This window comes from Devosia sp. MC532, from assembly GCF_016461625.1.
Classification (GTDB): Bacteria; Pseudomonadota; Alphaproteobacteria; order Rhizobiales; family Devosiaceae; genus Devosia.
This window is the reverse complement of record NZ_JAEMNZ010000007.1, coordinates 155329-181275: the sequence shown is the minus strand read 5'-3', so window position 1 is coordinate 181275 and position 25947 is coordinate 155329. Positions and strand designations below refer to the sequence as shown.

Below are 25947 nucleotides of genomic sequence, written 5' to 3'. Positions count from 1 at the left end.
CGGACGGCTTAAGGCGCCGTGCAGGCGCGATCACAACACTCGTGGGGCGAGGTTTGTTGCGGCGCACGCACGGGGAGGAGACGCACCCAAGAGATTGGATTCTTGGGATGGAAAGTAGACCACAGGTAATCGGGTCGGGACTGCGCAAGCGTATTGGTATTCGACGTGAAAACGGCAGCAGTGCTGCGGCGCTAGCTTTACTGGCGTGTGGGGGGGGGATCTCTGCCGGGGGGCTTGCCCCAGTTTGGGCACAGGAACATTACACCAGCACCACCACAGGCGATGCAGCGCACGGCTATATTCAGTTTTCGAACCAGAGCAAATTTGCGTCGATGACGGTATCGACTTCGGGTGCACAGGCTGACGGTGTTCGCATCGCAAACTGGGGTCCGCAATTGACCACTGGGGTGCTGACTGTTCAGACCACAGGGGTGAGTGCGGACGGCATTCTTCTCCCGCGGGAATCGAGCGGAGGAACCGTTAGGGTCACCGGCGCAACCACGATTGATACTGCGGACGGCATGGGCGCGCGTGCGGTAGCCTCAATCCATAAAGGCACGAACCCTAATTTGATCGAGCTTGCTGGCAGTTCGGCAATCACCACCTTGGGTAATGGGGGATTCAATAGCGGCTACGCCGTTTTCGCCGGAGTGAATATCGGCGGATGCTTCTTCATCCCTGCCGACTGTGTCAGCAATGGTGCGGCGGAGGTTCGCCTTTCTGGAGACGAGACCGTCCAGCACAGAATAACCACGAGTGGCAAAGGCGCTCATGGGGTTTATGCGCTCGGACGGGGCCATGTTGAGGCTGGCAATGTGACGATCACCGTAAATGGTGCCAATTCTGCCGGTGTCGTCGCGGCCCGCCAAAATGCGCAGGCGCATGTCAGCGGCTTCACTTTTGTTCCGCAGGACTATTCCGGTAGCGTAAACCTTGCCGGCAATGTGACCATCTCGGCTACGGGGCCGGGAGCCGTGGCCATGATTGCCGACAGCGCGAAGGAAACGTCTGGTCTTGATTCTGTAGGGCGCGTTGCCACTATTCGTTCGTTCAGCGCTGCCACTCAGCAGCGTGTGTCAGACAAAACCTATACTGTCACCGGCGACCTCGTGGCGCTTCGCTCTGGGGTGATCGACCTTGAGATGGGCAATGGTAGCCGGTTCACTGGCGCTGCCCTTTCGCAGACCAATGGCCTCATTGATCTGGTGATCGATGGTAGCGAAAGTCTTTGGTCGATGACCGAAAACTCTGATCTCTCGACCCTGGCCCTGCGAAATGGCGCGCAACTCCAACCGTTCGGTGGCGCGACCGCGGCGCAGCGCAGTCTCGCAGATCTGGTCACCAATGGCGGTGTGATCGATCTTGCGCAGGGCGAAGGGCCGGGCAAGACGCTGACAATCAATGGCAATTACGTCGGCGCTGGCGGCACCGTAGTTTTGGGTACGGTGCTGGCAGGCGACGACGCGGTGACCGACCGCATGGTTGTCACTGGAGGCACTTCTGGCAACACTTTGCTCGCTGTGCGCAATTTCGATGGGCCGGGCGCCCTGACGGTTAATGGCATTAATGTGGTCGAGGTCGCCGGGCCTTCGGAGGGAAGCTTCCAACTGCTTGGCGACTATGTTTGGGAAGGCCAGCAAGCCGTTATCGGCGGCGCGTATGCTTATACGCTTCACAAGGGCGGAGCGGGAGCGGCTGAGGCTGAGGCTGGCAATTGGTATTTGCGTTCTGCGCAGCTTCCGCAGCCGGATCCTGATCCAGGTCCGAAACCTGATCCGAAACCGGTCTTCCAGCCCGGGGCGCCGCTTTTTGAGGCGTATCCGAACGCCCTGCTTGGTATGATCAACATTTCAACCCTACGCCAGCGCGTTGGAAATCGTGCTTGGTCCGATCAGGCGCGCTTTTCGGAGGAAAATTCGGCGTGGATGCAGGTCTCTGCAGGGCAAACGCGATCGGCACTGAAAAGCTCGACAACGGGTGCGAGTGCGCAAAGTCAGCTTTGGGGCGTCTCAGTAGGAGGTGAAGCTCCGGTCTACTCCAACGAACAAGGGACATTGGTTGCTGGGCTCAACGGCACCTATGCGCTGGGCCGCACGAATGTGTCGTCTGTTTTTGGCAGTGGCGTTTTGTCGACAGAGGCTTTTGGGTTTGGTGTGTCGGCGACTTGGTATGACAAGTCTGGGTTCTATCTTGATGCTCAAGGCCAATTGCGCTGGATGCGTACCGATATCTCATCCCACCAACTGGGCTTGATTGCTGCCGACCAGATGGCGTTTGGCTACGGCCTGTCACTGGAAGGGGGGTATGAATATGGCCTCAGCGATACGCTTTCACTTATTCCCCAAGCGCAGGTTAGCATAAAAAGCGTGTCTTTCAACGATATTGGACAGGGGACACGGGGAGGGGTCGTGACCAGTTCGTTGACTGACGGGGGTGTCTCGGAGCTTCGCCTCGGGATTGGCTTGGAAGACAAGCGCTCGTGGAAGGCGGTTGACGGGACGACGTCGCGCAGCGCCATCTATGCCGTCGGTAACTTCTACTACGATCTTGATGGGCAGACTTCGGTGAGCGTAGGTGGGGTGGGGCTGAGTTCTGAGCGCTCCAAGGCCGCTATAGGCGTTGGCATCGGTGGAACGCTCAGCCTGAGAGATGACACTGTGTCCCTCTACGGGCAGATCGACCTTCGTACGCCCATCGAGCAGGGGTTCGGGAGCGTAGATGCCATCGGCAAGGTGGGCTTGCGCGTCGCCTTCTAAGTAACGAAGCGGGCGGCTGATTGCGGTCGCTCGAAGATGATCGATTGGGAGTGGGGAGTGTTCCTCTCGCCTGTGGGGAACTTTTCTAAGGGGTTGTGGTCTGGGTTTGTGCCCCCTATATGAAGCTCACACGACGCCGCAAGGCACAGTGGTTGACGCGGGATGGAGCAGCCCGGTAGCTCGTCAGGCTCATAACCTGAAGGTCGCAGGTTCAAATCCTGCTCCCGCAACCAAACAAAACCCCAGTTTCTCGAAAGAGGGCTGGGGTTTTTCCTTTTTGGCTGGTTGGTTATGGGCTGCAAGTCGTGGCCGTGGGCTCTGCGCTGTTTTTGGCTGATCAAGGATTAGTGTCCGCCCTAGTGGGTTTCGCGTCATTGAGCGCAATTGCATGGCACTGCGACCTGCTTCAATAAGAAGCCGGGGGTCTTTTGAGCTTTGAACCTGACTGCTCAGCGCAGGAAAACTTGAGTAGCTAGCGAATATGCATTTGCCGTCCCGGCGTGTCCTGTTTCAGGCTGCCAAAGTTGCAGCGCTGACGACCGCATTTACAATGTCGATTTCTGTCGCAATTCGCGCCTATATGGGTGTCGAAGCTGACGATGTTACAGTGGCTATTCGGCTGGTCATGCCGTTTGTGACGGCCTTTCCTATCGCGCTGGTTTATTTCAACACTCTAGACGCCTTGGAGCAGTCCTACGGTGCTCTTTTGCGCAAGAGTGCTGAGCTGTCGCGTCAGGCTATGGCTGATCCGATGACGGGTCTGCTCAATCGGCGTGCTTTCATTCCGCAATTTGAGCTCGCCACGGGGCATAATGTGAACGGGGTGTTTTTGGTCGCCGATGTCGACTTGCTCAAGCAGGTGAACGACCAATTCGGGCATGCTGTCGGTGATCATGTGATTATGGCGGTGGCGCAGGCGCTCTCTGCAGTCTTGCCCCAGGAGAGTCTTGTGGCGCGGATCGGTGGCGATGAGTTCTGTGCCTATGTGCCCAATGCAAGTCGCGAACAGGCGCTGTGTTGGCAGGTGGAAATCGACAAGCAGGTCGCGATGGAGTTTCGTCGGATATCGAAAGTGGATCAGGAGCTTGCGTCAGTGAGCGTAGGGGCACGCCGACGCGTCAGCATCTGGATTTTGCCACCGCATTAATGGAGGCTGATGTTGGGCTTTATGGCGCTAAGCGCGAACGCGGTAGTGCGGCGGGGACGAGTGAAAGCTGATTCCTTCTGGCAAATTGGTCACAGGTCTTGATAAAATTCCGCAGTGGCTCGCCAGTGAGTTGTTCAAAATCGCGCAAAACCTGCATTTGGAAACGATCTGTTATCCATAGGCAGGGGGGATCTGTAGAATGCGGATTGCCCCTCTAGGCAATGGAAGGTACTTTAACAAAATCCGATTTTTCTGAGTCATTCAGCACTTCGGAAGTGTGCGTTAAAGTGAGGGAGCCTTCCCTCCCAAGCAGGCAATGCCTGGTGAGAAAGGCTGGATCTGTTGAAGCAGACACGGGGCAAAATCTTAGAGCGGACTGCGCTGGTCTTGCTCGCTGGCATCGCGCTGGCGGGTGTTGCGCCTGTTTATGCTCAGGGATTGGTGCCGACCAATTTCTTCAACAGCCCGGTTGATCCTAACGCACCAACCGCTGTGGAAGCGCAGCAACTCACCTTCAACAACACAACCAATATCATTGAAGCGACCGGCGACGTTGTCGTGCGCGCTGATGGTTATGTGCTGACGGGCGATCAACTGGTTTATGATCGTGCCAATGGTGAGATGGATGTTCGTGGCAATGTTTCGCTGACTGACCCTTTTGGGAACGTGTCGCGTAGCCCGACCCTGAAGTTGACCGACAAGTTCAAAAAGGCCGTTCTCGGTTCGCTGACCATCACCAATTATGATGGTTCCCAGATTACGGCTGACCACGCCGATTACGATCAAGCACTCAAGACTGTTCTGGATAATGCCAAGTACACGCCTTGCGGTGAGTGTGTGGATGACAAGGGGCGCCGCATTGGCTGGTCCATGCACGCCAATAAGGTCACCAAGGATGAAATTGATGGCTCGCATGCTTTCGAGCAGCCAAGCCTAGCCGTTCTGGGGGTGCCGATTGCCTGGTTGCCCTATTTGTGGCTCCCAAATCTCGATATGGATTGGCTGCCTCAGCCAACGGTGACCTTTACCGATAAGCACGGTGTGCGCATTGATGCGCCGTTTAAGGCTTATTCGACCGCCTCTACCGATATTCTTCTCTCGCCCCGCTTGATGAGCCGTCAGGGCTTTATGCTTGGGGCGGAATGGATCCAGCGTTTTGACAATGGCCGAATTTCGGTCAAGGCAACGGGTCTGCGTCAGGGCGATGATAGTGCCTTTGCGTTCGCTGATGCGAAACGCGAATGGCGTGGGGCGCTGCAGACGGCGGGTGAATTTGTGCCGGTCGAAAAGTGGGTTGTGGGATTTGCCTATGCGGCGGCCACCGACAACGCGTTTTACAAAGATTATGACGTCGAAGTTCGCCGTGCCAGCATCAACGAAGTTTATGCCACGCATTTGACCGAAGACACCTATGTCGACGCGCGCGTGCAGCAGTTCAACGTGCTCGGCGACAACCTAGACCAGGAACGGCAGCAACAGGGCATGGCGCTGCCAAATCTACGCCTTGAACGCACGTTTGACCTGCCGCCGGGGGCAGGGCGCGTTGAAGTCGATGGGCTTATGCTCAATATCTACCGTGAGCGTGACTACTCCACGTCGGCCAATGGTGTGCCATATGACTATGGTTATGCGGGGACGCGTTTCCACGGCATGGTCGAGGCCAATTGGCAGAACCAGTATATTTTCGGTGGTGCGGCGGTGACGCCATTCTTGGGCGCGCGCGCTGACGCGGCCAATTATGATGGCAAATCGCCGTCGATCCATGCGCCAGACGAGCAGACATTGTTCGGCCTGACCCCAATTGCCGCCGTGGATGTGCGATATCCACTCGTGTCGTATAACACCGGCGTAACACATCTCGTTGAGCCGATTGCTCAGCTCGTCTATCGCGGCGCTGCGAACAGCCAGCCGGGGATTACCAACGAAGACTCTCAGAGTGTGATGTTTGATGACAGCACACTGTTCTCCTACAATCGCTTCACTGGGATCGATAAACAGGAGCGTGGGCTACGGTTGAACGTCGGCGGGCGCTATATGGCGACCCTTGATGACGGCAGCTACCTCGAAGTGATCGGTGGCCAGTCCTATCAATTGGCGGGCGAAAATGCTTTCGCAGCTGCCAATCGTCAGCAAGTTGGCGTGGGGACAGGGCTTGAGACTGATGCGTCCTACGGCGTCCTCGGCGTTTATGGGGCACTGGCCAATCAATTGAAATTCGGCGGGAAGGTGCAGGTCGACAATGCGGACCTTTCAATCGCTCGTGCGGGCCTTGGTCTGAGCTACGCTCAAGACGGTTGGAGTGGTGCGCTCAACTATCGTTATGCAGAAGCGACCCCGCTCACTGGCAATATCCGTGACATGCATGAAGTGGGCGCGGAAGTGCGCGTGCCGATCGCCGATTACTGGTCGGTTACCAGCAATGCCTATTGGGATTTGAGTGCCAATAGCTTCTTGCAGGTTGGCGGCGGACTGCAATACGACGACGGCTATGTGCTGATTGGTGGGCAGATTACGCGTACTGGCCCAACACATGATACCGCTAATGACCTGCGTGCTGTTGCTACTTTCCGTCTGCGGTCGCCAGCTGGGTTCAATCTCGGTTATTCGGGCAATGTCCAGCTGCCGGGCGTGGCGCAGTAAGGAGACCGGAACGATGATGAAGCGATTTCTGACTGTTCTGGCCCCGGTTATGATCAGTGTGGCGCTGAGCGCATGCTCGGGTTTCGCGCCGGTTTATGGCACCAATGCTGCCGGCGGGATGAGCAGCGCGAGCTTCCAGTTCGCTGAGCCGACCAACCGTATGGAACAGATCATCGTCAACCGCCTCAAAGTGGCGTTCCCTGGTCCCGCGAGCGTGAACGATCCGATTTTGAAGGTGTCAGCAGGTCAAGGGGGGCAGCAAAACTCGATGTCTGATGCCTTCGCTGTTGCGCGGCCAACGAGCCTTGAGGTTACGGGCTCGGTGACGATTACGCAGGGCGAGACTGTGCTGTTCCAGACCACACGCGTAACGGGGACGGCGTTCCAAAGTGGCAAACTGACGGTGAACGAGCAGGAATCCGCTAAGGGCACCCAAGAATTGGCTGCTGCGAGCACGGCTGACTCGTTACGTGCTGCGATTTTGGCAGGCTACCGACCCGGTCAAATGGTGCCTGTTCGCGAATCGGCAACAGTGCGTGGCGGTGTTCGCCCATTGTGAGACCGGACCTTTGCCCGATATTCTGAGCACAGCTCAGGAGTATCGCTATGTCACAGTATCATTTTCGCTCAGCGGATGGGGCGAGCGCCGATGCGCCGCTGATCTTTTTGTTCCATGGGACCGGTGGCGACGAAAACCAGTTCTTTGACTTGGCCGGACAATTGCTGCCGGGCGCGCGCCGCGTGGCGCCACGTGGTGATGTTAGTGAACATGGAGCCTTGCGTTATTTCAAACGCACGGGTGAAGGCGTTTACGACCTGGCCGATTTGGCCCTGCGCACGGACGCTATGGCGGCCTTCATACGCGAGCAGATTGGTGCAAAACGCCCGAGCAAAGTGATCGGCCTTGGCTATTCTAACGGCGCCAATATTTTGGCCAATGTCCAATTCAATTTTCCTGATCTGTTTGATGCCAGTGTGCTCATGCACCCGCTCATCCCGTTTACACCGGCTCCGGTCGATCTGACCAAGGCTGAGGTGTTGATCACAGCCGGGCGCCGCGATCCCATGGCGTCGGCACCGGTGACTGAGGGCCTGGCACAGTATTTTGAGGCCAATGGCGCAGCTACCAAGCTTGTCTTCCATGAGGGCGGGCACGAGGTGCGGCAGGAAGAATTGATCGCGATTCAGCAGTTCTTGGCCTAGGCGAGAGGGTGACGGGCAGGCAAAGCGCGGTTAGGCTTCACCTCACTTATTGAGGAGTAGCTGATGATCCGCTTATTGCCTGCCTTGTCGCTTCTGGTTCTTCCGTCTCTCACCACAGGGCCGACATGGGCAGCGAGCTTTGATTGCAGCAAGGCCAGCACCCCATTCGAGAAGGCGATTTGCGACAATCCAGAAATCAGCACTGCGGATGAGCGGCTGGCGAAGGCCTATGCTTTCTCCCTAGCGGGGCTGTCGCCTGATGCCGAAGCGGCGGTGAAAAAGAGCCAGCAGGATTGGCTCAACTATGCGCAGCGCGCTTGTTCAGCTGACAACAAAAACGTTGCCGACGGCACGTTTGATGAGCGCATGGTCTGGTGCCTCAATCAGATTTATTCCTCCCGCCTTCGGGCGCTGGAAATGAGCCGGATTGTAAATGGCCATCGTCTCTATCCGGTGTCTACCTATGCCAGCTACATCGATAGCTACATCGAAGAAGAGCCTGATTTCCGCTGGCCTGTGGGGCAGCATGAATTGACCATTGTTCAGTTTGATAGCGATGCAGAGTTTGTGCCGGGGCTGAACATGGCTCTTAGGGGCTTGGGGGAAGAGCTTTCATCGGTTGGTGAGACTGACTTGGAAGGCGATGATGCACCAGGTGGCGAAGACGCTACGGTAACGATTGGCCTGCAGCAATTGCACTGGAACGACCGCATCTCGTTTGAGGTGAGTTCGCAATGGTATCCGCATGGTGCCGCCCACGGCGGGTACAGCACAAGCTACCGACATTATTTACCCTCTGAAGGCCGTTTTCTTTCGGCGGATGATGTGTTCGAGGGCACGAATTGGACGCTCGATTTAGCCAAAATCACGGCCGCAGCGCTCGAGGCGCAGCTGAGTGACATTCTGTTTCCAGAATCCTCAACATCGGAAGGGCTTGAAGACATCGTCGGGGATGTTGAGCGTTGGAACCTGTCCAATGAGCTGGGACTGCAAATTCAGTTCCAGCCCTATGAGGTCGCCGCATATGCCTATGGTGCGCCGACCGTCTTTCTGCTTTGGGAGGATTTGGCGCCGCTGCTGAAAGAAGGCAATCCGATCCACTAAGCGAGAAGATCGGACCACTCTGGGTGGCGCCGGAACTGCGCCACCACATAAGGACAGACAGGGTGGATCTTAAAACCCTGTTCGCGGGCATCGGTGATGGAGGCCTTGACCAGTTGGGCAGCAATGCCCCGGCCTTCATAATCACGCGGGACGCCGGTGTGGTCGATCACCATAGGGCCATCACCGGTCTTGGAGTAAGTCATTTCTGCCTCAGCGCCGGGTGCGAGAAAAATGACGTAGCGGCCACGAGTTGGGCCGGTTTCGCGCTGGATATTGTATTCAGTGTCGGCCATCATCGTCTCCATGATTACGTATCTAATGTGGGGGCCGGACGCCAAGCGGTAAAGCCCCTGCACAGTATTTAGGGATTTTCGATGAACGAGCTTCTGCATCACATGGTTTCGAGCGGGCCCCGGCCTGTTGCCCCGTTTAGTCATGCGGTGGAAATGGATGGCTGGGTTTTTATTACCGGGCAGATGCCGACCGATCCGAACAATCCTGATGGGCCGCTGCCCGAAGGGATTGAAGCGCAGACGAGCCGTGTCGTCGAAAACCTTAAGATTGTTCTTTTTGGGATTGGTCTGGGGCTAGAGCACGTCACTATGGCGCGGATTTATCTCACCGAGTTTGAACGGGACTATGCTGGGTTAAATGCTCTCTGGCCCAGCTTTTTCGAAGTGGGCAAGCTGCCTGCACGTACAACTGTGGGCGTAACCGCGCTGGCGGTCGGCGCTCTGGTTGAGATTGATCTTGTCGCCAAGCGTCCCCGTTCTGCATAAATCGCCTTGCACTCGGGTGTTGCAGGGCCTAACGACTTTAGTCGAATAACCGCTGACATTCGCGAGAGAGTTCATGCCGCAGGACGCAAACGCCATTCGTTCCATTCTGTCACTGGCACCGGTGGTGCCTGTGATTATTCTTGATGATGTGGCGCAGGCCCGTCCGCTGGCCGAGGCGCTGGTCGCCGGTGGTCTGCCCATATTGGAAGTGACCCTGCGCACGCCAAACGCGCTCAAGGTCATGGAAGAAATGGCCAAGGTGTCAGGCGCGATCGTTGGCTCTGGCACGGTGCGCAATGCCGCGCATCTGAAGAGTTCGGTCGACGCAGGTTGCCGCTTCATGGTCTCGCCAGGGGCGTCGCCGCGCCTGCTTGATGCGGCAGAAGACGTGTCCATCCCGCTCCTGCCGGGTATTGGCACCCCGACCGAGGCTATGGCCGCCGCTGAGCGCGGCTATTCCTTCCTTAAATTCTTCCCGGCGGAAGCTCTTGGCGGTGCGCCAGTGCTCAAGGCTTTTGCCTCGCCACTGCCAGACATCACCTTCTGCCCGACCGGTGGCATTGATATCGTCAAGGCCAAGACCTACCTGTCGCTGCCCAACGTTATCTGCGTTGGTGGCAGCTGGATCATGCCAGCGGATGCACTGGCATCGGGCGATTTTGCCAAGATTGAAGCGCTGGCGCGCGAAGCTAGCGCGCTCAAGGGCTAAGGACCTCGTCGCGTGGCCGGATCGGCAAAACCTGTTCCGGACCACGGGCTTGGCCATTTGCGCATTGTTCTCTCGGAAACCGCCTATGTCGGCCCCGGGAGAGCCGATCTCCTCGAAAATATCGAGCTGACGGGCTCAATTGCAGCCGCCGGTAAGGCGATGGGCATGAGCTATAAACGGGCGTGGAGCCTGGTGCAGGACCTCAATGATGGTTTTGGGCAGCCCTTGGTGGTGTCCAACCGCGGTGGGCCTACTCAGGGTGGGGCCACACTTACTCCCTTTGGAAGCGAAGTGTTGGCGGCCTATCGCCGGATGGAAGCCAGTGCGCAGCGCAGTATTGCCCATGAGGTGACGGCGCTGCGCGAGGCCATGGCAAAGCCAACAGCCTGAAAATCCGCTTGCCAGTGGGATGGTGTTCGGTCATCGATATGTTTGAAGAAACATATCGAGGGTGAAATGTTCAAACTGATGGTTGCGGTTGCGGCGCTTTTGGTCGGTGTTTTGCCCTGCGCTGCGGACCAAGTGCATGTGGCCGTTGCTGCCAATTTCACGAAAGTGGCTGAGCAATTGGCCGACGATTTTGCCAAAAATTCGGGCCACGAGGTGATGCTGAGCTTTGGGGCGACCGGACAGCTTTATGCGCAGATTAGCCAAGCGGCTCCGTTTGATGTGTTCCTTTCGGCCGATACTGCTCGGGTCGAGAAGGCGATTGCAGAGGGTCATGGTGTGGCGGGGACGAATTTCGTTTATGCCTTAGGTCGATTGGCCCTCTATGCGCCCGGTCTCGAAACGGGTGAAGCGCCGCTTAAAGGCGACTTCCAAAAACTTGCAATTGCCGATCCGAAATCGGCTCCGTATGGGGCGGCCGCGGTCGAAACTCTTGAAGCGCTGGAATTATACGAGGTGGTGGCCGACCGGCTGGTGCAGGGCGAAAACATCACGCAAACCCTGCAGTTTGTTGAGACGGGAAGCGCGGAACTCGGGTTCGTTGCCTTGAGCCAAGTGATCGGCAAAGACGATGTTTGGGTGGTGCCGTCCGAGCTCTATAGCCCGATTGCGCAGGGGGCAGTCTTGCTAAGTGGAGCTAAGGATAAGGATGCGGCAGAGGCGTTTCTCGCCTATTTGCGCGGGGCTGCAGCGGTGGCAGTGATTGAGGCAGCGGGCTATTCGGTGGAGTAGTTTTTTGTGCTTGCCTTAACCCTGAACAAAGGCCCCCTCACCCGGCGCTGCGCGCCGACATCTCCCCGTAGGGGCGAGGTAAAGAAAGCGATGTGCTGAGGCGCAGATATAGAATGGCAGATGAATGGGTGAGCTGATTTCGCCAATCGTTTTAACGCTGACGCTGGCGCTGTGTGTCACGTTGATCTTGCTCGTGGTGTCGACACCTTTGGCGTGGTGGCTGGCGCATGGGAACGGGCGGGGGCGAGAGGTCGTTGGGGCGATTGTGACGCTGCCGCTGGTGTTGCCGCCCACAGTTCTGGGGTTTTATTTGCTATTGGCGCTGGGGCCATATGGACCAGGGGGCGCACTAGCCGGGCTTTGGGGGGCGAGGACTTTAGCCTTTTCATTCCAAGGCCTTGTCATCGGCGCGGCGCTTGGCTCGCTGCCGTTTATGGTGCAGCCGCTGCGCAATAGTTTTGCAGCGATTGAACAAGAGGTGCTTGAGGCGGCGGATACGTTAGGCGCGCGGCGGATGCAGAGGTTCTGGCGGGTGGCAGTGCCCCTGGCCAAGCCGGGCTATGTGGTCGGTGCGATTATGAGCTTTGCTCATACGATTGGTGAATTTGGTGTGGTGCTGATGATAGGGGGCAATATTCCGGGTCAGACCAAGGTTCTTTCCATCGCTCTCTATGATTTCGTTGAGCGATTAGAATGGGATAAAGCCCATATTCTGGCTGGGGGCATGGTCGTGTTCGGCTTTATAGTGGTGCTGGCGACCTTGCGTTTTTCTCGTGGTTTTTCTGCCAATTCCTAAGGCCAAACGCGCCGGTGCAGGGCCTGTGCTGACACAAGGTGAGCGCTGAGTTTTGCTTTGTGCGAACAGACATTGACGACTAACATGTTAGTTGCTAGGCGAATGTCTTGGCCGGAGAAATTTTATGACCAAGCTCGATAAACTGCTCACCATTGATGAACTGATGGCGGAAGCGCGCCGTCGTGTGCCTAAGCAGTTTTTCGACTATGCCGACAGCGGTGCTTGGACGGAAAGCACCTATCGCCAGAACACAGAGGATTTCAAAAAGATCTTCCTTAAGCAGAAGGTCGCCGTGAACATGGAGGGCCGCTCGCTGGCCACGACGTTTGGCGGTCAGGCTGCGGCGATGCCGGTGGCACTGGCCCCAACGGGGCTGACCGGGATGCAATGTGCTGACGGCGAGATCAAAGCGGCGCGTGCAGCGGAAAAGTTCGGCGTGCCGTTTACGCTCTCGACCATGAGCATTTGCTCGATTGAAGATGTGGCCGAAAACACTTCTAAGCCGTTCTGGTTTCAGCTCTATATGATGCGCGACCGTGCCTTCATTGAACGGCTGATTGATCGGGCGAAGGCCGCGAAGTGCTCGAAGCTGGTGCTGACCATGGATCTGCAAATTCTGGGGCAGCGCCACAAGGATTTGCGCAATGGCATGTCGGCACCGCCAAAGTTCACGCCAAAGTTCATATTTGAAATGGCGCGCAAGCCGCGTTGGGCCATGCAAATGCTGGGCACCAAGCGCCACTCGTTCCGCAATATTGTGGGTCATGTCGAGGGCGGGGGCGACCTTTCAAGCCTGTCGCAATGGACTGCGAGCCAATTTGACCCGTCGTTGAGCTGGAAAGAAGTGGCTTGGGTGAAGGAGCGCTTTGGCGGCGAGGTGATTGTTAAGGGCGTGTTGGACACGGAGGACGCCAAGGCGGCGGTGGCGCATGGCGCAGACGGGGTTATCGTCTCAAACCACGGTGGGCGCCAGCTCGATGGTGCACCCAGCTCGATCCGGGTTTTGCCAGAAATCGTCGATGCAGTGGGCAAAGACACAGAGGTCTATCTCGATAGTGGGATTCGCTCTGGGCAAGATGTTCTCAAGGCCATGGCGCTGGGCGCCAAGGGAACTTTCATTGGTCGTGCGTTCCTCTATGGCCTTGGGGCCGGTGGTGAGGCCGGGGTGACCCGCGCGCTCGAAATTCTCCGTCGCGAGATGGATATTACCATGGCGCTGTGTGGCGAGCGGGATGTGCGCAATATCGGCGCGCATAACCTCTATTCAGTCGATCTGCCGCCGCGTCGGCTACCCGGCCAGAACTGAGGCGGGAAGCGTAGCGGCCACTGGGTCGCTACGCGGTTTGCTTTACTCGATGGCCAGATGCCAAACGCCGCCGACACCGTCGCCGGTGATGTCGCCTGCGGCTTTGTCATCTACCCAATAGTAAAGTGGTGCGCCCTTATAGGCCCAGATTTTGGTGCCGTCGGTGCGGTCGACGATGGTGAAATCACCTTCTGCGGCGTCGCCATCATTGGCGAAAAGCGGTGGCCATTTTTCCGCACAGTCATCGTAGCAATTGGACACGCCCGAAGTATCCTTGTCGAAGGTATAGAGCGTGAGCCCGGCCGCGCCTGTCAGCACGGATTTGCCGCCGATATCGACGGATTTGACCGCGCCACCAAGATAGTCTGTGGCTAAGCTGGGAGAGGCGATAAGCGCCAGAATCGAAGCAATAACGAGAGTTTTAGGCATACGCATAGGTCAGTCCTCCGCGTGAGCAGGCTCTCTGCCTGCACAAGGACAACGTTGACGGCGCAAAAAAGCGTCAAAGAATTTAACAAAAACAGTAAGTTGCTATGGCTCTCTGAAAAAATAATCGCTGCGCACAAGTCACTGGACAGAATTCAAGACTATTGATTTTCTAGTGATTGATAGCTGCATCACAGGAAACACGTGGGCAGAATATTTGCAGGGAGGATATTTATGAAGAGACGTGAGTTTTTTAAATCAGCTTCTGTTGCAACCATCGGCGCTGCAGCAGCGACCACTCTGGCCGCTCCGGCGATTGCTCAGGGCAATATTACATGGCGCATGACAACCACTTGGCCGAAGAATTTTCCCGGCCTGGGCATTGGTGCGCAGAACGTTGCTGACCGTATTACCAAAGCAACCGGTGGTCGCCTGACCGTGCAAGTATTCTCGGCGGGCGAATTGGTCCCCGGTCTGCAGTCGCTCGATGCGGTGATCGATGGTTCGGCCGAAATGAGCCATGGCACACCATATTATTGGCAGAACAAGAGCCAAGCTCTGAGCTTCTTTACCGGCGTGCCGTTCGGCATGACCAACCGCGAACTGACAGCTTGGGTGCGCTATCTCGGTGGGCAGGAGATTTGGGATAAGGTCTATGACCAGTTCGGTCTAATGGGCTTCCTCTCGGGCGACACTGGCACCCAGGCTGGCGGTTGGTTCCGCAATGAGCTGACCGGGGTTGCCGATCTGCAGGGGCTGCGCTTCCGTACGCCGGGCCTTGGTGGTCAGGTGTGGGGTAAGCTCGGCGCTTCTGTGACCAACCTTGCTGCTGGCGAAATTTTCGCCGCGCTTCAGTCGGGTACTTTGGATGCGGCCGAATTCGTTGGCCCCTATAACGATCTGGCACTGGGCTTTTATCAGATCGCCAAGAACTACTACTTCCCAAGCTTCGTCGAGCCCGGTTTGGCCACCGAAGTTGCGGTCGACAAGGCCAAGTTCCTCGCCCTGCCAGAAGACATTCAGGAAATCGTCAAGGCGTGCATTCAGGCAGCCTACGACGACGTGTCTTCGGACATGTATGCTAACGATCCGCGCGCGCTGCGTGCGCTCGTCGAGGAGCATGGCGTGCAGGTCAAGCGCTTCCCAGAAGAGATCATTGAAGCTGGCGCTAAGGCGTCGATGGAACTGATCGCGGAAATCCGTTCCGGTGGTGATGCACTCACCAAGGAAACAGCGGAAAGCTTTGTTTCGGCGTTCAACTTGCTACGCGAACGTACCGAAGGCACCGACATGCCGTATCTGGCGGCACGCGAAAAATACATCAAGTTCGACGCCTAAGTCGGGCGGATTTTTGACCGGTAGCATCGGGGCTCGTGAGGGCCCCGATGTTTTTGGGGAGGGTACTGTGGGGCATCACTATGTTCCGCGATTTCTACTGAGAGAGTGGCTCATCGACCACAGTAAACAGCGCGTTCTGAGGGGGAATTACTATGATCCCTATTCACGGCGGTTGAGAGAGCGTCTGCGTGGGGAGAACTTTTTCTGCAACGTGCCAGATTTATTCACGGTCAGGGGGCTGCCATCTGGGGACGATGCAATCGAGCGCATATTCTTTAAGTCCTTAGACGATGATGCTGCGATCGCTCACCAACTCATTCTACAGGGGGCGGACCTCACGAGCGAGCAGCGCGTTCACTTCGTTCGCTTGGTACTGTCCATAGTTGCCCGCTCTCCAGCCCTAGTGAGCTACGTGAAGCAGAGGCGTGTTGCTTCGGATTTGGCTATGAACGACGATCCAGAAATCAGGAAATTTCTCGATGAGCAAGGCGAGTACCGCCCTGCCAAGGAGGTGTGGGAGGACTGGATTGGTTTTTCGTCGGAGGATCAGGCGATGGAAACGGTTCAGAGCTTAACTACAAACGCCCGCGTTGGCACAGCATTGCTCAACGCACCTTGGGGTGTCGTGCGTCTCCCCAATGACGCAGAGCGTTTTGTCCTTGGAGATCGTCCGCTAACGATTGCCAAAGATTATTCCCCAAAGAACAACCTCTGGGTGTTGCCGTTAAGTCCTCATGTGGCGTGGTATTGTGCGATGTCGAATGGGGCGTTTCGGCAAGCAACCTCTATCTCACCAAGCCGGTTTGTGAAGCTAGTGAATGGTTGGAGTGCATCCCTCTCTGACAAGTATGTTTTTAGTCTCCAAGCAACGAAGAAGGACTGGCTGCTCAGGAGGCTTCGTCAAAAGCATGAACCAGCGGTCTTAAAATTGGAGGATGGAACTGGTCAGGAAAACTCCAGAACTTTGACAAGCAGTTTAAGCGGTACCTGACCCCGTACTAAGGGAGATCGCGAGGCCTCGATCTTGTTTGAGTTCAGATGTCGTCTTGCTTCCCTCGCGATAGTGCGCTGGGTGGCAATTGTTGAGCAGTCAAAGATTTACTTTCATCCCGCAGAGTACAAATATTGAAATTTCGACGTGGGTTTTCAGAATGAATAGCGAAGACAATATTCCCTCAGAAATTTTGAATGCGCTGTTGTCGAGCATGTTTGAAATCTCACCTATCGCGATGTCGATCTCTACGAGCAGCGGAAGGGATTCTCAGTATCTGCGCGTCAACGAAGCCTATTTGCGGCTGGTTGGGCGGCAGTGGGCGGATCTCAAGGGTGTGAAGGTGGCCGAAAGTGCAGTGCGCGAAGATGAGGCGCGGATACGGCGGCATCGACGGCTGGCGACTGAGGGAGGCTATGTCGGGGAATATGTCGAAATTCACCGGGCTGACGGCGTGATTGTTCCGACGCTGATCTCGGCCCAGCGCAGCATTATCGATGGTGTGCAATATGACGTTGAGATCATCGTCGATATATCGGCGCGTATGGCCGAGCAAAGGGCACATGAGCAGGCGCTTGCGAAGCTGGCGCGGACTGATGTCATTTCCAAACTGCCCAATCGGCTGGCATTTGACGAGAAGCTGCGAGAGGCGGTGGAGCGAGGCTGCGAGCATGGGAGGCCGACGCTGGCTCTCCTCGACCTTGATGGCTTCAAGGCTATCAACGATCTCCACGGTCATGCGGCGGGCGACGAAGTGTTGCAGACCGTGGCCGACCGGATCGCGCAGACCTTGCGGGCCGAGGACTATGTCTTCCGCATTGGCGGCGATGAATTTGCCATTCTGTTTCGGGTGACGCCGCAAGCTGTGCCCGAGGACCGGTTGGAGCAGATTATTGAGGCGGTTTCCGCGCCTATGGCCATTGCCGGTCAATCCATGGAAGTGGGCGTGTCGATGGGCGTCGTTCGGCTAGAAGACGGTGAAGACCTGATGAGCTTTTTCCGCCGGGCAGATAGCCAGATGTATGCGACGAAAAACCAGCGCAAGCCGATGCGGGTGCGGCGATAGAGCTAGGCTTCGTAGACTAGCTTTTGAATGCCGTTGGAATAGGTCTCAGCGCTGAGCAGCTTGAGGTTCTTCTTGGGCTTGTCAGTGGCGCTGAACAGGCGCTTGCCCGCACCCAGTAGGACCGGGAAGACCAGCAAGTGGTAGCGGTCGATAAGGCCAGCATCCGTGAGCGCGCGGGTGAGGGTGGCGCTGCCGTGGATGATCAGCGTGCCGTTAAAATGGGATTTGAGAGTGGCGACGTCCTCGATCGAGCACAGGATGGTCGTGGCGCCCCAATTATTGACCAGATCGCTCTCATCAAGCGTCGTGGAGACGACAAATTTGGGCAGCGCATTGTAGCGCGGGAACTCTTCCGTCATGCCCGGCCAAATAGGAGCAAAGCTTTGGTAGCTGTGGCGGCCGAGCAGCATGGCGTCAGATGCAGATTGCTCTTCGCCCTTCATGGCATAGGCGTCTTCGACAAAGTCGATGTCTTGGAAGGTCCAGCCCGAATTGCGGTAACCCGGTTCGCCGCCGGGGGCTTCTACCACACCATCGAGAGACATGAAGGCGGTCGAAATTATCGTGGCCATGATCGTTGATCGCATTAGTGAACCAAGAGAGCATGACGTCATCGCGGTGCGAAGTAAACGCAGATTCTGAGCGATGCGCTGGGCGCTCAGGGTACGTCGATGGGGAAGGGGCGCAGAACGCGCCAGGATTTGGGGCGTGACGCGACGATGCAGTCAAAACGGTTCTTTGGCGCCGCTTGCCCAAAATACCAATCCTCGGCGCGGTGCCACTGGCGCTCCCATGGGCCGATAGTGCCCTCGCGGGCGATGAGGCGCTTGGTCCGTAGCGTGGGTGTCGCTTCAACTAAAAGGGCTAAGTCGATGAGGTCGGCCAGTTCGGCCCGGGCCGAATAAACGCCTTCAAGAATAATGAGAGGGCGCGGCGAGAGATGCACTGGTGTGGCGGCCAGGGAGCCATCGAAAGCGTCCCAATCAAAGCAGTGGTAGTGCGCGTCTTCGCGATTTCGCAGTGTCGTTACGATGTGCCGCTGTGCCCGCCAATCAATGCAATCCTCTGCGAGCTCTTTGGCACTGTCATGGCGCAGCGTGACGCCGCCGCGGTAAAAGTCGTCTCCTGAGATCAGCAGCGCGTTGGTGCGAGTGGCGAGGCCTGTTGCGAGCGTTGATTTGCCAACGCCGCTTCTGCCATCGATGGCCAAAACGAGGGGTTGCGAGTGCGTCTGGGCTCGACCGGTCAGGTGCTTGACCAAATGGTCTAGTGACGTGTCGACCATTCAACCTCCGCGCGGAGATATGGCGGCGTCTAGAGACGCCGCCATTTATGCCAGATCTTAGTTGTAGAGCATTTTGGGCAACCAAGTGATCATGTCTGGGAACATGTAGAGGATCACAAGGGCAAGAATCTGGAGGCATACAAAAGGGATGATGCCTCGGTAGATCGTGCCCGTGGTGACGGACGGCGGGGCTACGCCGCGCAGATAGAAGAGGGCAAAGCCGAAAGGCGGCGTGAGGAAGCTGGTTTGCAGATTCACACCCACCATTACCCCTAGCCAGATAGGATCGACGCCGAGCGTGAGCAGCACGGGGGCGGTGATCGGGATGACGATAAAGATGATTTCGAAGGTGTCCAAGATGAACCCCAAGAGGAACATCACGAGCATCACCACGACAATCGCCCCCATCGTGCCGCCGGGCATGGAAGACAGGAATTCATGAACGAGGTTTTCGCCACCCATCATACGGAACACGATGGAGAACACCGCTGCGCCGAAGAGGATAATGAACACCATAGAGGTGATCGAGGCGGTGGAGATGACAACCTGTTTTAAGACGCCAAAGTCGAGCCGACGACGGATCAACGCTAAGAGCATTGCGCCAACCGATCCAACCGACGCCGCCTCAGTGGGCGTCGCGACGCCAGCGAGAATGGACCCAAGCACGGCAATGATCAGCAGCAGCGGTGGAACCAGTGCCACCACAACTTCACGCATGAGCCCATCTTTTTCGCTCGCTGGAACCGGGGTTGCCGGAGCGGCTTGCGGATTGGTAATGGCAACGAAGATCACATAAAGCGCGTATAGCGCCACCAAGAGTAGGCCGGGGATAATAGCGCCGGCAAACAGTGCGCCCACCGATACGGGTTCTGGAGCGAAATTGCCCTTGGACATCTGCACCTGAGCGTTAATGCCCGAGAGCATGTCGCCCATGAAGATCAGCACGGTCGATGGTGGAATGATCTGGCCCAAAGTGCCGGAGGCGCAGATCACGCCGGTTGCCAGCTTTGGATCATAGCCAGCGCGCGTCATGGCGGGCAGCGAGATCAGGCCCATAGTGACGACGGTTGCGCCGACAACGCCAGTAGACGCGGCGAGCAATGCGCCAACCAAAATCACCGACAGTGCCAGGCCGCCGCGAAGGTTGCCGAAAAGCTTGCCCATGGTGAGCAGCAATTGCTCGGCAATACCGGATCTTTCCAGAACCACGCCCATGAAGACAAAGAGCGGCACGGCAACGAGGACCTCGTTGGTCATCAAGCCGATATAGCGCCCGGCCAGAGAGCCATAGTTGGAGGGGTCGTAAACACCGAACCACCAACCAACGAGGCCGAAAATGAGAGCAGTGCCAGCGAGCGAGAACGCTACGGGGAAGCCGAGCATCAGCACGCCGATGACGCCGAGGAACATCGTCCCGGCGAGGATTTCTCCAAGAAGTACGGGATCCATCAGTGGGCTTCCTTCACGTCATCAAGCTTGTACCGCAGGTTCTCAGGCAGCAGCGCTTCGCTGCCGCGTAAGACGAGAATGGCGCGCGCGGCCATTCCAATGCCTTGCAGGATGACCAGTATGGCGAAGACGATGATGAAGCTTTTGAGAATGAAAAGGCCGGGCATGCCACCGATATTGGCGGAGCCCTCATAATAGCTCCACGAGCGGCGAACAGCTGGCCAACAATACTGGATGACGATCCACATGAAGGGTAGCAGGAAGAAAACCACGCCGAACAGATCACGCCAAGCTTTGCTGCGCAAAGTCGCCGGGCGATAGAAAATATCAACGCGGACGTGATCGTCGCGCAGAAGCGCGAAACCAGCGACACCGGTGAACATGGCGCCAGCGAGCCAGACGTAAAGATCCTGCATCCATAGGATGGAGACATGGAAGAAATAGCGCTGAACTACCACGGTGAAGCAAACCAGCACGCAAGCCAGTGCGAGCCAGGATAAAATCTGGCCTACCAGCCAGTTAATAGAACTGATCAACCGGACCAGTGCGGCCAAAGCCTGCAATTCCGTTCCCCCCTCTAACCATTTTGTCCGCATTTAGTGTGCAGACAATCTCCTCAACTTGATTGAGCATTGATGCTTGTGTGTGGTCAACTTGATAAGTGAACGGTTTAGATAAAATCCGTTCCGCATGCGGCATAGTCTTGCCGTGGCGCAACAATTGGTTGAGGGGGCTTGCTTGATGAGGACGCGGATGATTTAGGGGCGGTTCCAGTTTTCTCCCCTAAGGCCTCCCCATGATCCGCCTCGAAAGTATCGGCAAGCAGAACGGCAAGCAGATTGTCTTCATCGAAGCGTCGGCGGCGCTGCAGAAGGGCGAAAAGATCGGTCTCGTCGGTCCCAACGGCGCGGGGAAGACCACGCTCTTCCGGATGATTACCGGCGAAGAAAGCCCTGACGAAGGTCAGGTTTCGGTCGATCGCGGCACCTCGATTGGTTACTTCAATCAGGACGTGGGCGAAATGTCGGGTCGTTCGGCGGTGGCCGAAGTGATGAATGGCGCGGGCCCGGTTAGCGAGCTGATGGCGGAAATGGCTGAGCTGGAAGCGGCTATGGCTGATCCGGACAAAGCCGACGAAATGGACATTATCATCGAGCGCTATGGCGATGTGCAGGGGCGCTTCCAAGAACTCGATGGTTATTCGCTCGACGGTCGTGCACGCGAAGTGCTCGACGGTCTTGGTTTTAGCCAGGAGATGATGGACGGCGATGTGGGTAAGCTGTCAGGTGGTTGGAAGATGCGCGTGGCTCTCGCCCGTATCCTCCTCATGCGCCCAGACGTGCTGCTCCTCGACGAACCGAGCAACCACTTGGACCTTGAAAGCCTGATCTGGCTCGAAACCTTCCTCAAGGGGTATGCCGGCGCGCTGCTCATGACATCGCACGACCGCGAGTTCATGAACCGCATCGTCAACAAGATCCTCGAGATCGACGCGGGTACTCTGACCACCTACACCGGTGACTACGAATTTTACCAAAGCCAGCGCGAGATCGCGAACCGCAATCAGCAGGCGCAGTTTGAGCGTCAGCAGGCGATGCTGGCTAAGGAAATCGCATTTATCGATCGCTTCAAGGCGCGTGCGAGCCACGCTGCGCAGGTGCAGAGCCGCGTGAAAAAGCTTGATAAGATTGACCGAGTCGAGCCGCCAAAGCGTCAGCAGGTTGTCGCCTTCGAGTTCCGTCCTGCGCCACGTTCGGGCGAAGACATTGTGCTCGTGAAGGGCGTGAACAAAGCCTATGGCTCTAAGGTAATTTACGAGAACCTCGACTTCCATGTGCGCCGCAAGGAACGCTGGTGCATTCTGGGCGTCAATGGCGCTGGTAAGTCCACGCTGTTGAAACTGGTTGCCGGTGCGACCGAGCCTGATGCGGGCACGGTGGGTCGTGGGCCGAGCACGAAGATGGGCTATTTCGCCCAGCATGCGATGGATTCCATCGATGGCGACAGCACGATTTTCCAGACGTTAGAATATCATTTCCCTCAGGCGGGCCAGGCGCCACTGCGCGCGCTGGCCGGTTGCTTTGGCTTCTCGGGCGACGACATTGAAAAGAAATGTCGGGTGCTTTCCGGTGGCGAGAAGGCGCGTCTGGCGATGGCGCTGATCCTGTTCGATCCACCAAACTTCCTCGTGCTCGACGAACCGACAAACCACTTGGATATTCAGACCAAGCAGATGCTGATTGAGGCGCTGTCGAATTTTGAAGGCACTATGCTGTTCGTCAGCCACGATCGCCACTTCCTCGCCGCGCTGTCGAACCGTGTCTTGGAACTGACGCCAGATGGCGTGCACACCTATGGCGGTGGCTATACCGAATATGTGACGGCGACCGGTCAGGAAGCGCCTGGTCTGCGCAGCTAATTCAGCGTCGCTCTTACTGGTGAGGCAAGAGACAAAGTGGTATCTCCCGAAACGAGACTGTGTTTTGGGAGATATGCATGTTCGTTGTGGGTGGAGAGAGCCTCGTAGACCTCGTTCCCGTCTCAAACGCGCCGGATGCAGAGCGGCAGGCTCTACCCGGCGGGTCGCCAATGAACTGTGCGATTGCTATCGCCAAGCTGGGCAATAAGTCCGGCTTCATGTGCCCCATCAGCCAAGATGAATATGGCGACATGCTGCTCAAGCCTTTGGCGGCGGCGGGGGTGGAGGTTTTGGTTAAGGAGCGCGTTGCTGCGCCGACGACCAAGGCGATCGTTTCCTTCAATGAAAAGATGCAGGCCTCATATGTGTTTGAGCGTGGGGCAGATCGGGCCTTTACGCGCGACAGTCTGCTGAAGGCGCTCCCCAGCACGCTTGAGCTGTTCCAGATCGGTGGGTTCTGCCCCATTTTGGCCGAAGACGCTGTGGTTTGGGACGAGGTGGTGAAGTCGGCAATCGGTCGAGGCGCAACCATTTCTATCGACATCAATGTGCGTGAAAAGCTGGTCGATGATGAGGCCGGCTACCGCCAGCGCCTGTCGCGTTTCCTCGATCTGGCGCACATTATCAAGCTTTCCGAAGAGGACCATGATTGGCTCTCCCCGGGGCTCTCCATCGAAGAGCATGCAAAGGAACTGCTCTCGCGCCCCAATAGCGAACTGGTGGTGGTGACGGTGGGCGAGGGGGGCTCAATTGCTTTCTCCCATGCTGGTCATGCGAAAGCACCGATTTATTCGCCGCCGGTGTTTGGGGACACGGTTGGGGCAGGGGATAGTCTGATGGCAGGTATTCTGACCTGGCTCTACGAAGCCGACGTGCTCAAGGCGCATAGTCTGCTGTCGCTCAATGATGAGCAGCTGGAAGACATGCTGGAATTCGGTGCAGTGGTTGCCGGGATCAATTGCGGTCGTAAGGGATGCCAGCCGCCAACCCGTGCAGAAGTTGAGCAGGTAATGTCGGGGCTTTAGGTTTTGGGGGCTCGCCGAAGGGCCCCTTCACCTAACCTCTCCGTAAAAGGAAGGTTGGAAAGCGCCTTGAAAAGAAAAGGGCCCGATGGGGCCCTTTATATTTGCCGTGTCAGCTTTGGCCTTAGGCGGTGTACGCTTTGACGTTTTGGCGTTGTTCGCCAAGACCGTCGATGCCCAAATGCATGACATTGCCCGGCTTGAGCCACACAGGTTCTGGCTTGATGCCCATGCCGACGCCTGGAGGGGTGCCGGTGGAAATCACGTCGCCTGGCTGTAGGCTCATGAACTGGCTGACGTAGGAGACAATGGTCTTCACGTCGAAGATCATGGTCTTGGTGGAGCCGTTCTGGTAGCGCTTGCCGTCGACTTCAAGCCACATTCCAAGGTTCTGCGGATCTGCGACTTCGTCCTTGGTGACGACCCATGGGCCAATCGGGCCGAAGGTGTCGGAGCCTTTGCCCTTATCCCAAGTGCCGCCACGTTCGGTCTGGAAGTGGCGCTCGGACACGTCATTGATCAGGCAATAGCCTGCAACGTGATCCATAGCGTCTTCAAGCTCGACATAGCGCGCTTCAGTGCCGATGACGATGCCGAGTTCGACTTCCCAATCCGGCTTGATCGAATTCTTTGGAATGATGACGTCGTCATTGGGGCCGATGATGGCGCTGGTGGCCTTCATGAAAATGATCGGCTCAGCTGGGATCGGCGCGCCCGTTTCAGCGGCGTGATCGGCGTAGTTGAGGCCAATGCAGATGAACTTACCAACGCGGCCAACGCAGGGGCCGATGCGCTCACTCGCCGAAAGTGTCGGAAGCGACGCGAGGTCGGCCTTTTCAATCTTGGCCAGACCGGCAGGCGTGAGAACATCACCGGCGATGTCATCGACAACAGAGGATAGATCACGGATCGACCCGTCAGATGCGAGGATCGCTGGCTTTTCGGCGCCCTTAGCACCTACGCGCAGAAGTTTCATTTGAGGTCTCCCTTGAACTTGGCTCTGTCTTACAAACTAACATGTTAGCGTGTCGAGGCCGCTAGACGGAAAATCCGTTCGGTTCGACTTAAGACTGACGGATCACGCCTTTCTTGAGAAGGATGTTGCCATAGAGGCGGCCCTCGCCGGTCTGCACCACGGCGGAGGCGCCGCGCGCACGGTCATAGAAGGCGAAGCGTTCAATGGTCGAGAATTTTGCGGCGGGTTCGTGCTTGGCGATGATCTGTTCGAATTCGCCAAAAATCGGGGGCTTGGCGTTCGGATCGCCGACGACAGCCATGGCGATAGCGGCATGATCGACAAAATCATCGAGCGGAAGCAGCGCCAGCACGGCGTTTAGGACATCGGTGGCGGAGCTGCCATCGGCGCGGATCACTTCGGGACCCAGATATTCTGCCGGGAAATTGGCGTCGACAATGGCGATCTCGTCGCCGTGGCCCATGGCGCGCAAGGCGTAAAGCAGATCTGGGCTGAGAATGGCCGGAATATTCTTGAGCAATGTTTCCTCCCTGAAACAAAGGTTTAGCCGAAGGGGAAATCGTCCTTATTGGCGGTAAATTCGGCGCCGTCGGCGAACATGAGTGGATGCTCTGTGGCGAAAGCGAAAAGCTCGATCATCACAGCATCAATGTGAGCGCGAATGGCGGTGATGGCCTGGCGTTCGTTCTTGGCGAGAATGCCGTCGAAAATGGCCTGATGTTCGGCAATGGTGTCGTTAAGGCGTCGTGGGGTGATGATCAGGCGGCGCGCGCGATCAAGATTGGCGCGCGTCTTATCGATCACTGACTTCACCTTATTAAGGCGCATCGAGGTAAAGATGATGTCGTGAAACTCAACGTCGATCTGATGGAAAGCTTCTTCGTCGTCGCGCTGCGCTGCATCGCGTTGGGCCGCCATATTGGCATGGAGCGCGGAGATAACGCTCGCGTCGTGCTTGCCGATGAGAACGCGCAATGCTTCGCTCTCAATGCCTTTGCGGATCAGCATATATTCTCGCACATCGGCAATGCGAATGAGGGAGACGGTGGAGCCGCGCTGAGGGGCGATATCCACCAAGCCCTCTTCGGCAAGGCGGGCTATGGCCTCACTAACCGGGAACCGCGAGACACCGAGCTGGGCGCAAATGGCGTTCTTGTCGAGCATGACGCCGGGTTCGAGTTCGAGCGTGACAATTCCCTGACGCAGAGCGTTCGTCACATCTACGGTGACAGTGCCGCGGGCCAGAGACCCGGGAGCGCCAAGAAAATCATACATACCAGTTTGCGTCCTCATGCTAACATGTTAGTTAGGGTTCGAGTGTTTGACAATGCGCTGCCGTGCTTAGAGTTCCAATGC

26 protein-coding genes and 1 tRNA gene are annotated in these 25947 nt (G+C 57.0%); 18 read left to right on the top strand and 9 right to left on the bottom strand.

From position 1 onward, the window contains the following. Window positions 1-107 precede the first annotated feature (107 nt). The 7 genes from JHC09_RS11015 (at window position 108) to JHC09_RS10985 (ending at window position 8850) form a co-directional block, all read left to right on the top strand. A complete protein-coding gene (locus JHC09_RS11015) occupies window positions 108-2756 on the top strand; it encodes an autotransporter outer membrane beta-barrel domain-containing protein (protein ID WP_199531965.1) in 2649 nt (882 codons plus the stop codon). A 156-nt stretch (window positions 2757-2912) separates the two neighbouring features. Beyond that, window positions 2913-2989, top strand: a tRNA-Met gene (locus JHC09_RS11010). A 317-nt stretch (window positions 2990-3306) separates the two neighbouring features. Next, window positions 3307-3903 carry a GGDEF domain-containing protein gene (locus tag JHC09_RS11005; RefSeq protein WP_248308972.1) on the top strand — a complete coding sequence of 199 codons (597 nt, stop codon included), beginning with the start codon at window positions 3307-3309 and terminating at the stop codon, window positions 3901-3903. A gap of 342 nt (window positions 3904-4245) precedes the next feature. Then, entirely contained in the window at window positions 4246-6543 is a 2298-nt protein-coding gene (lptD, locus tag JHC09_RS11000; protein ID WP_199531964.1) for an LPS assembly protein LptD, read from the top strand. Window positions 6544-6556: 13 nt separating this feature from the next. Then, entirely contained in the window at window positions 6557-7102 is a 546-nt protein-coding gene (locus JHC09_RS10995; protein WP_199531963.1) for a hypothetical protein, read from the top strand. Window positions 7103-7149: 47 nt separating this feature from the next. After that, window positions 7150-7746, top strand: a complete 597-nt coding sequence (locus JHC09_RS10990) for an alpha/beta hydrolase (protein ID WP_199531962.1) — start codon at window positions 7150-7152, stop codon at window positions 7744-7746. 63 nt (window positions 7747-7809) lie between these two features. Next, window positions 7810-8850 carry a DUF3298 domain-containing protein gene (locus JHC09_RS10985; RefSeq protein ID WP_199531961.1) on the top strand — a complete coding sequence of 347 codons (1041 nt, stop codon included), beginning with the start codon at window positions 7810-7812 and terminating at the stop codon, window positions 8848-8850. On the opposite strand, the gene JHC09_RS10980 is transcribed toward JHC09_RS10985, so the two are convergent. Continuing rightward, entirely contained in the window at window positions 8847-9143 is a 297-nt protein-coding gene (locus tag JHC09_RS10980; RefSeq protein ID WP_199531960.1) for a GNAT family N-acetyltransferase, read from the bottom strand. The genes JHC09_RS10985 and JHC09_RS10980 overlap by 4 nt on opposite strands. Before the next feature lie 102 nt (window positions 9144-9245). Here JHC09_RS10980 and JHC09_RS10975 point away from each other — a divergent pair, with 102 nt between their 5' ends. The 6 genes from JHC09_RS10975 (at window position 9246) to JHC09_RS10950 (ending at window position 13619) form a co-directional block, all read left to right on the top strand. Then, window positions 9246-9629, top strand: a complete 384-nt coding sequence (locus JHC09_RS10975) for a RidA family protein (protein ID WP_199531980.1) — start codon at window positions 9246-9248, stop codon at window positions 9627-9629. Window positions 9630-9702: 73 nt separating this feature from the next. After that, window positions 9703-10338: a bifunctional 4-hydroxy-2-oxoglutarate aldolase/2-dehydro-3-deoxy-phosphogluconate aldolase gene (gene eda, locus JHC09_RS10970; protein ID WP_199531959.1), complete on the top strand. Its 636-nt coding sequence runs from the start codon at window positions 9703-9705 to the stop codon at window positions 10336-10338. 12 nt (window positions 10339-10350) lie between these two features. Next, a complete protein-coding gene (locus tag JHC09_RS10965) occupies window positions 10351-10728 on the top strand; it encodes a winged helix-turn-helix domain-containing protein (protein WP_169196813.1) in 378 nt (125 codons plus the stop codon). 66 nt (window positions 10729-10794) lie between these two features. Then, the gene (modA, locus tag JHC09_RS10960; RefSeq protein ID WP_199531958.1) at window positions 10795-11517 is read left to right on the top strand and encodes a molybdate ABC transporter substrate-binding protein; all 723 of its coding nucleotides are present in this window, start codon (window positions 10795-10797) and stop codon (window positions 11515-11517) included. A 124-nt stretch (window positions 11518-11641) separates the two neighbouring features. Next, window positions 11642-12313, top strand: coding sequence for a molybdate ABC transporter permease subunit (modB, locus tag JHC09_RS10955; protein WP_199531957.1), 672 nt, complete (start codon window positions 11642-11644; stop codon window positions 12311-12313). A 124-nt stretch (window positions 12314-12437) separates the two neighbouring features. Next, a complete protein-coding gene (locus tag JHC09_RS10950; RefSeq protein ID WP_199531956.1) occupies window positions 12438-13619 on the top strand; it encodes an alpha-hydroxy acid oxidase in 1182 nt (393 codons plus the stop codon). A gap of 42 nt (window positions 13620-13661) precedes the next feature. Here the strand turns inward: JHC09_RS10950 and JHC09_RS10945 are convergent, their stop codons facing one another. Next, window positions 13662-14054: a hypothetical protein gene (locus tag JHC09_RS10945; protein ID WP_199531955.1), complete on the bottom strand. Its 393-nt coding sequence runs from the start codon at window positions 14052-14054 to the stop codon at window positions 13662-13664. A 225-nt stretch (window positions 14055-14279) separates the two neighbouring features. On the opposite strand from JHC09_RS10945, the gene JHC09_RS10940 reads away from it, so the two are divergent. The 3 genes from JHC09_RS10940 (at window position 14280) to JHC09_RS17075 (ending at window position 17440) form a co-directional block, all read left to right on the top strand. Continuing rightward, the gene (locus JHC09_RS10940; RefSeq protein ID WP_199531954.1) at window positions 14280-15383 is read left to right on the top strand and encodes a TRAP transporter substrate-binding protein; all 1104 of its coding nucleotides are present in this window, start codon (window positions 14280-14282) and stop codon (window positions 15381-15383) included. A gap of 67 nt (window positions 15384-15450) precedes the next feature. Next, window positions 15451-16374, top strand: a complete 924-nt coding sequence (locus JHC09_RS10935; protein ID WP_199531953.1) for a DUF4238 domain-containing protein — start codon at window positions 15451-15453, stop codon at window positions 16372-16374. A 160-nt stretch (window positions 16375-16534) separates the two neighbouring features. After that, window positions 16535-17440: a sensor domain-containing diguanylate cyclase gene (locus JHC09_RS17075; protein WP_199531952.1), complete on the top strand. Its 906-nt coding sequence runs from the start codon at window positions 16535-16537 to the stop codon at window positions 17438-17440. 2 nt (window positions 17441-17442) lie between these two features. On the opposite strand, the gene JHC09_RS10925 is transcribed toward JHC09_RS17075, so the two are convergent. From JHC09_RS10925 to JHC09_RS10910, 4 genes are all read right to left on the bottom strand, one after another. Continuing rightward, window positions 17443-18012 carry a dihydrofolate reductase family protein gene (locus tag JHC09_RS10925; protein ID WP_199531951.1) on the bottom strand — a complete coding sequence of 190 codons (570 nt, stop codon included), beginning with the start codon at window positions 18010-18012 and terminating at the stop codon, window positions 17443-17445. Window positions 18013-18098: 86 nt separating this feature from the next. Next, on the bottom strand, window positions 18099-18725 hold the full coding sequence (locus JHC09_RS10920) for a (d)CMP kinase (protein WP_199531950.1): 627 nt from the start codon (window positions 18723-18725) through the stop codon (window positions 18099-18101). A gap of 57 nt (window positions 18726-18782) precedes the next feature. After that, window positions 18783-20174 carry a TRAP transporter large permease subunit gene (locus JHC09_RS10915; RefSeq protein ID WP_182394404.1) on the bottom strand — a complete coding sequence of 464 codons (1392 nt, stop codon included), beginning with the start codon at window positions 20172-20174 and terminating at the stop codon, window positions 18783-18785. Continuing rightward, window positions 20174-20710 carry a TRAP transporter small permease subunit gene (locus JHC09_RS10910; protein ID WP_248306107.1) on the bottom strand — a complete coding sequence of 179 codons (537 nt, stop codon included), beginning with the start codon at window positions 20708-20710 and terminating at the stop codon, window positions 20174-20176. Before JHC09_RS10910 ends, JHC09_RS10915 begins: the two co-directional genes overlap by 1 nt. 260 nt (window positions 20711-20970) lie before the next feature. Between JHC09_RS10910 and JHC09_RS10905 the strand changes: the two genes are divergently transcribed. Both JHC09_RS10905 and JHC09_RS10900 read left to right on the top strand, forming a co-directional pair. Next, window positions 20971-22593, top strand: a complete 1623-nt coding sequence (locus tag JHC09_RS10905) for an ABC-F family ATP-binding cassette domain-containing protein (RefSeq protein WP_199531949.1) — start codon at window positions 20971-20973, stop codon at window positions 22591-22593. Between the two features lie 77 nt (window positions 22594-22670). Next, complete coding sequence (locus JHC09_RS10900) at window positions 22671-23618, top strand: carbohydrate kinase (protein ID WP_199531948.1); 948 nt, start codon at window positions 22671-22673, stop codon at window positions 23616-23618. A 121-nt stretch (window positions 23619-23739) separates the two neighbouring features. Here the strand turns inward: JHC09_RS10900 and JHC09_RS10895 are convergent, their stop codons facing one another. From JHC09_RS10895 to JHC09_RS10885, 3 genes are all read right to left on the bottom strand, one after another. Continuing rightward, window positions 23740-24591, bottom strand: a complete 852-nt coding sequence (locus JHC09_RS10895) for a fumarylacetoacetate hydrolase family protein (protein ID WP_199531947.1) — start codon at window positions 24589-24591, stop codon at window positions 23740-23742. An 88-nt stretch (window positions 24592-24679) separates the two neighbouring features. After that, window positions 24680-25111, bottom strand: a complete 432-nt coding sequence (locus JHC09_RS10890; protein ID WP_169196799.1) for an RbsD/FucU domain-containing protein — start codon at window positions 25109-25111, stop codon at window positions 24680-24682. A 23-nt stretch (window positions 25112-25134) separates the two neighbouring features. Next, window positions 25135-25866 (bottom strand): GntR family transcriptional regulator, encoded by a 732-nt coding sequence (locus tag JHC09_RS10885; RefSeq protein WP_199531946.1) that lies wholly within the window; start codon window positions 25864-25866, stop codon window positions 25135-25137. Window positions 25867-25947 lie beyond the last annotated feature (81 nt).

Coding starts and splice junctions, on each gene's coding strand:
- JHC09_RS11015 (WP_199531965.1), top strand. CDS start 108: ATGGAAAGTAGACCACAGGTAATCGGGTCGGGACTGCGCAAGCGTATT.
- JHC09_RS11005 (WP_248308972.1), top strand. CDS start 3,307: ATGTCGATTTCTGTCGCAATTCGCGCCTATATGGGTGTCGAAGCTGAC.
- JHC09_RS10995 (WP_199531963.1), top strand. CDS start 6,557: ATGATGAAGCGATTTCTGACTGTTCTGGCCCCGGTTATGATCAGTGTG.
- JHC09_RS10990 (WP_199531962.1), top strand. CDS start 7,150: ATGTCACAGTATCATTTTCGCTCAGCGGATGGGGCGAGCGCCGATGCG.
- JHC09_RS10985 (WP_199531961.1), top strand. CDS start 7,810: ATGATCCGCTTATTGCCTGCCTTGTCGCTTCTGGTTCTTCCGTCTCTC.
- JHC09_RS10980 (WP_199531960.1), bottom strand. CDS start 9,143: ATGGCCGACACTGAATACAATATCCAGCGCGAAACCGGCCCAACTCGT.
- JHC09_RS10975 (WP_199531980.1), top strand. CDS start 9,246: ATGGTTTCGAGCGGGCCCCGGCCTGTTGCCCCGTTTAGTCATGCGGTG.
- eda (WP_199531959.1), top strand. CDS start 9,703: ATGCCGCAGGACGCAAACGCCATTCGTTCCATTCTGTCACTGGCACCG.
- modA (WP_199531958.1), top strand. CDS start 10,795: ATGTTCAAACTGATGGTTGCGGTTGCGGCGCTTTTGGTCGGTGTTTTG.
- modB (WP_199531957.1), top strand. CDS start 11,642: ATGGGTGAGCTGATTTCGCCAATCGTTTTAACGCTGACGCTGGCGCTG.
- JHC09_RS10950 (WP_199531956.1), top strand. CDS start 12,438: ATGACCAAGCTCGATAAACTGCTCACCATTGATGAACTGATGGCGGAA.
- JHC09_RS10945 (WP_199531955.1), bottom strand. CDS start 14,054: ATGCGTATGCCTAAAACTCTCGTTATTGCTTCGATTCTGGCGCTTATC.
- JHC09_RS10940 (WP_199531954.1), top strand. CDS start 14,280: ATGAAGAGACGTGAGTTTTTTAAATCAGCTTCTGTTGCAACCATCGGC.
- JHC09_RS17075 (WP_199531952.1), top strand. CDS start 16,535: ATGAATAGCGAAGACAATATTCCCTCAGAAATTTTGAATGCGCTGTTG.
- JHC09_RS10925 (WP_199531951.1), bottom strand. CDS start 18,012: ATGGCCACGATAATTTCGACCGCCTTCATGTCTCTCGATGGTGTGGTA.
- JHC09_RS10920 (WP_199531950.1), bottom strand. CDS start 18,725: ATGGTCGACACGTCACTAGACCATTTGGTCAAGCACCTGACCGGTCGA.
- JHC09_RS10915 (WP_182394404.1), bottom strand. CDS start 20,174: ATGGATCCCGTACTTCTTGGAGAAATCCTCGCCGGGACGATGTTCCTC.
- JHC09_RS10905 (WP_199531949.1), top strand. CDS start 20,971: ATGATCCGCCTCGAAAGTATCGGCAAGCAGAACGGCAAGCAGATTGTC.
- JHC09_RS10900 (WP_199531948.1), top strand. CDS start 22,671: ATGTTCGTTGTGGGTGGAGAGAGCCTCGTAGACCTCGTTCCCGTCTCA.
- JHC09_RS10895 (WP_199531947.1), bottom strand. CDS start 24,591: ATGAAACTTCTGCGCGTAGGTGCTAAGGGCGCCGAAAAGCCAGCGATC.
- JHC09_RS10885 (WP_199531946.1), bottom strand. CDS start 25,866: ATGTATGATTTTCTTGGCGCTCCCGGGTCTCTGGCCCGCGGCACTGTC.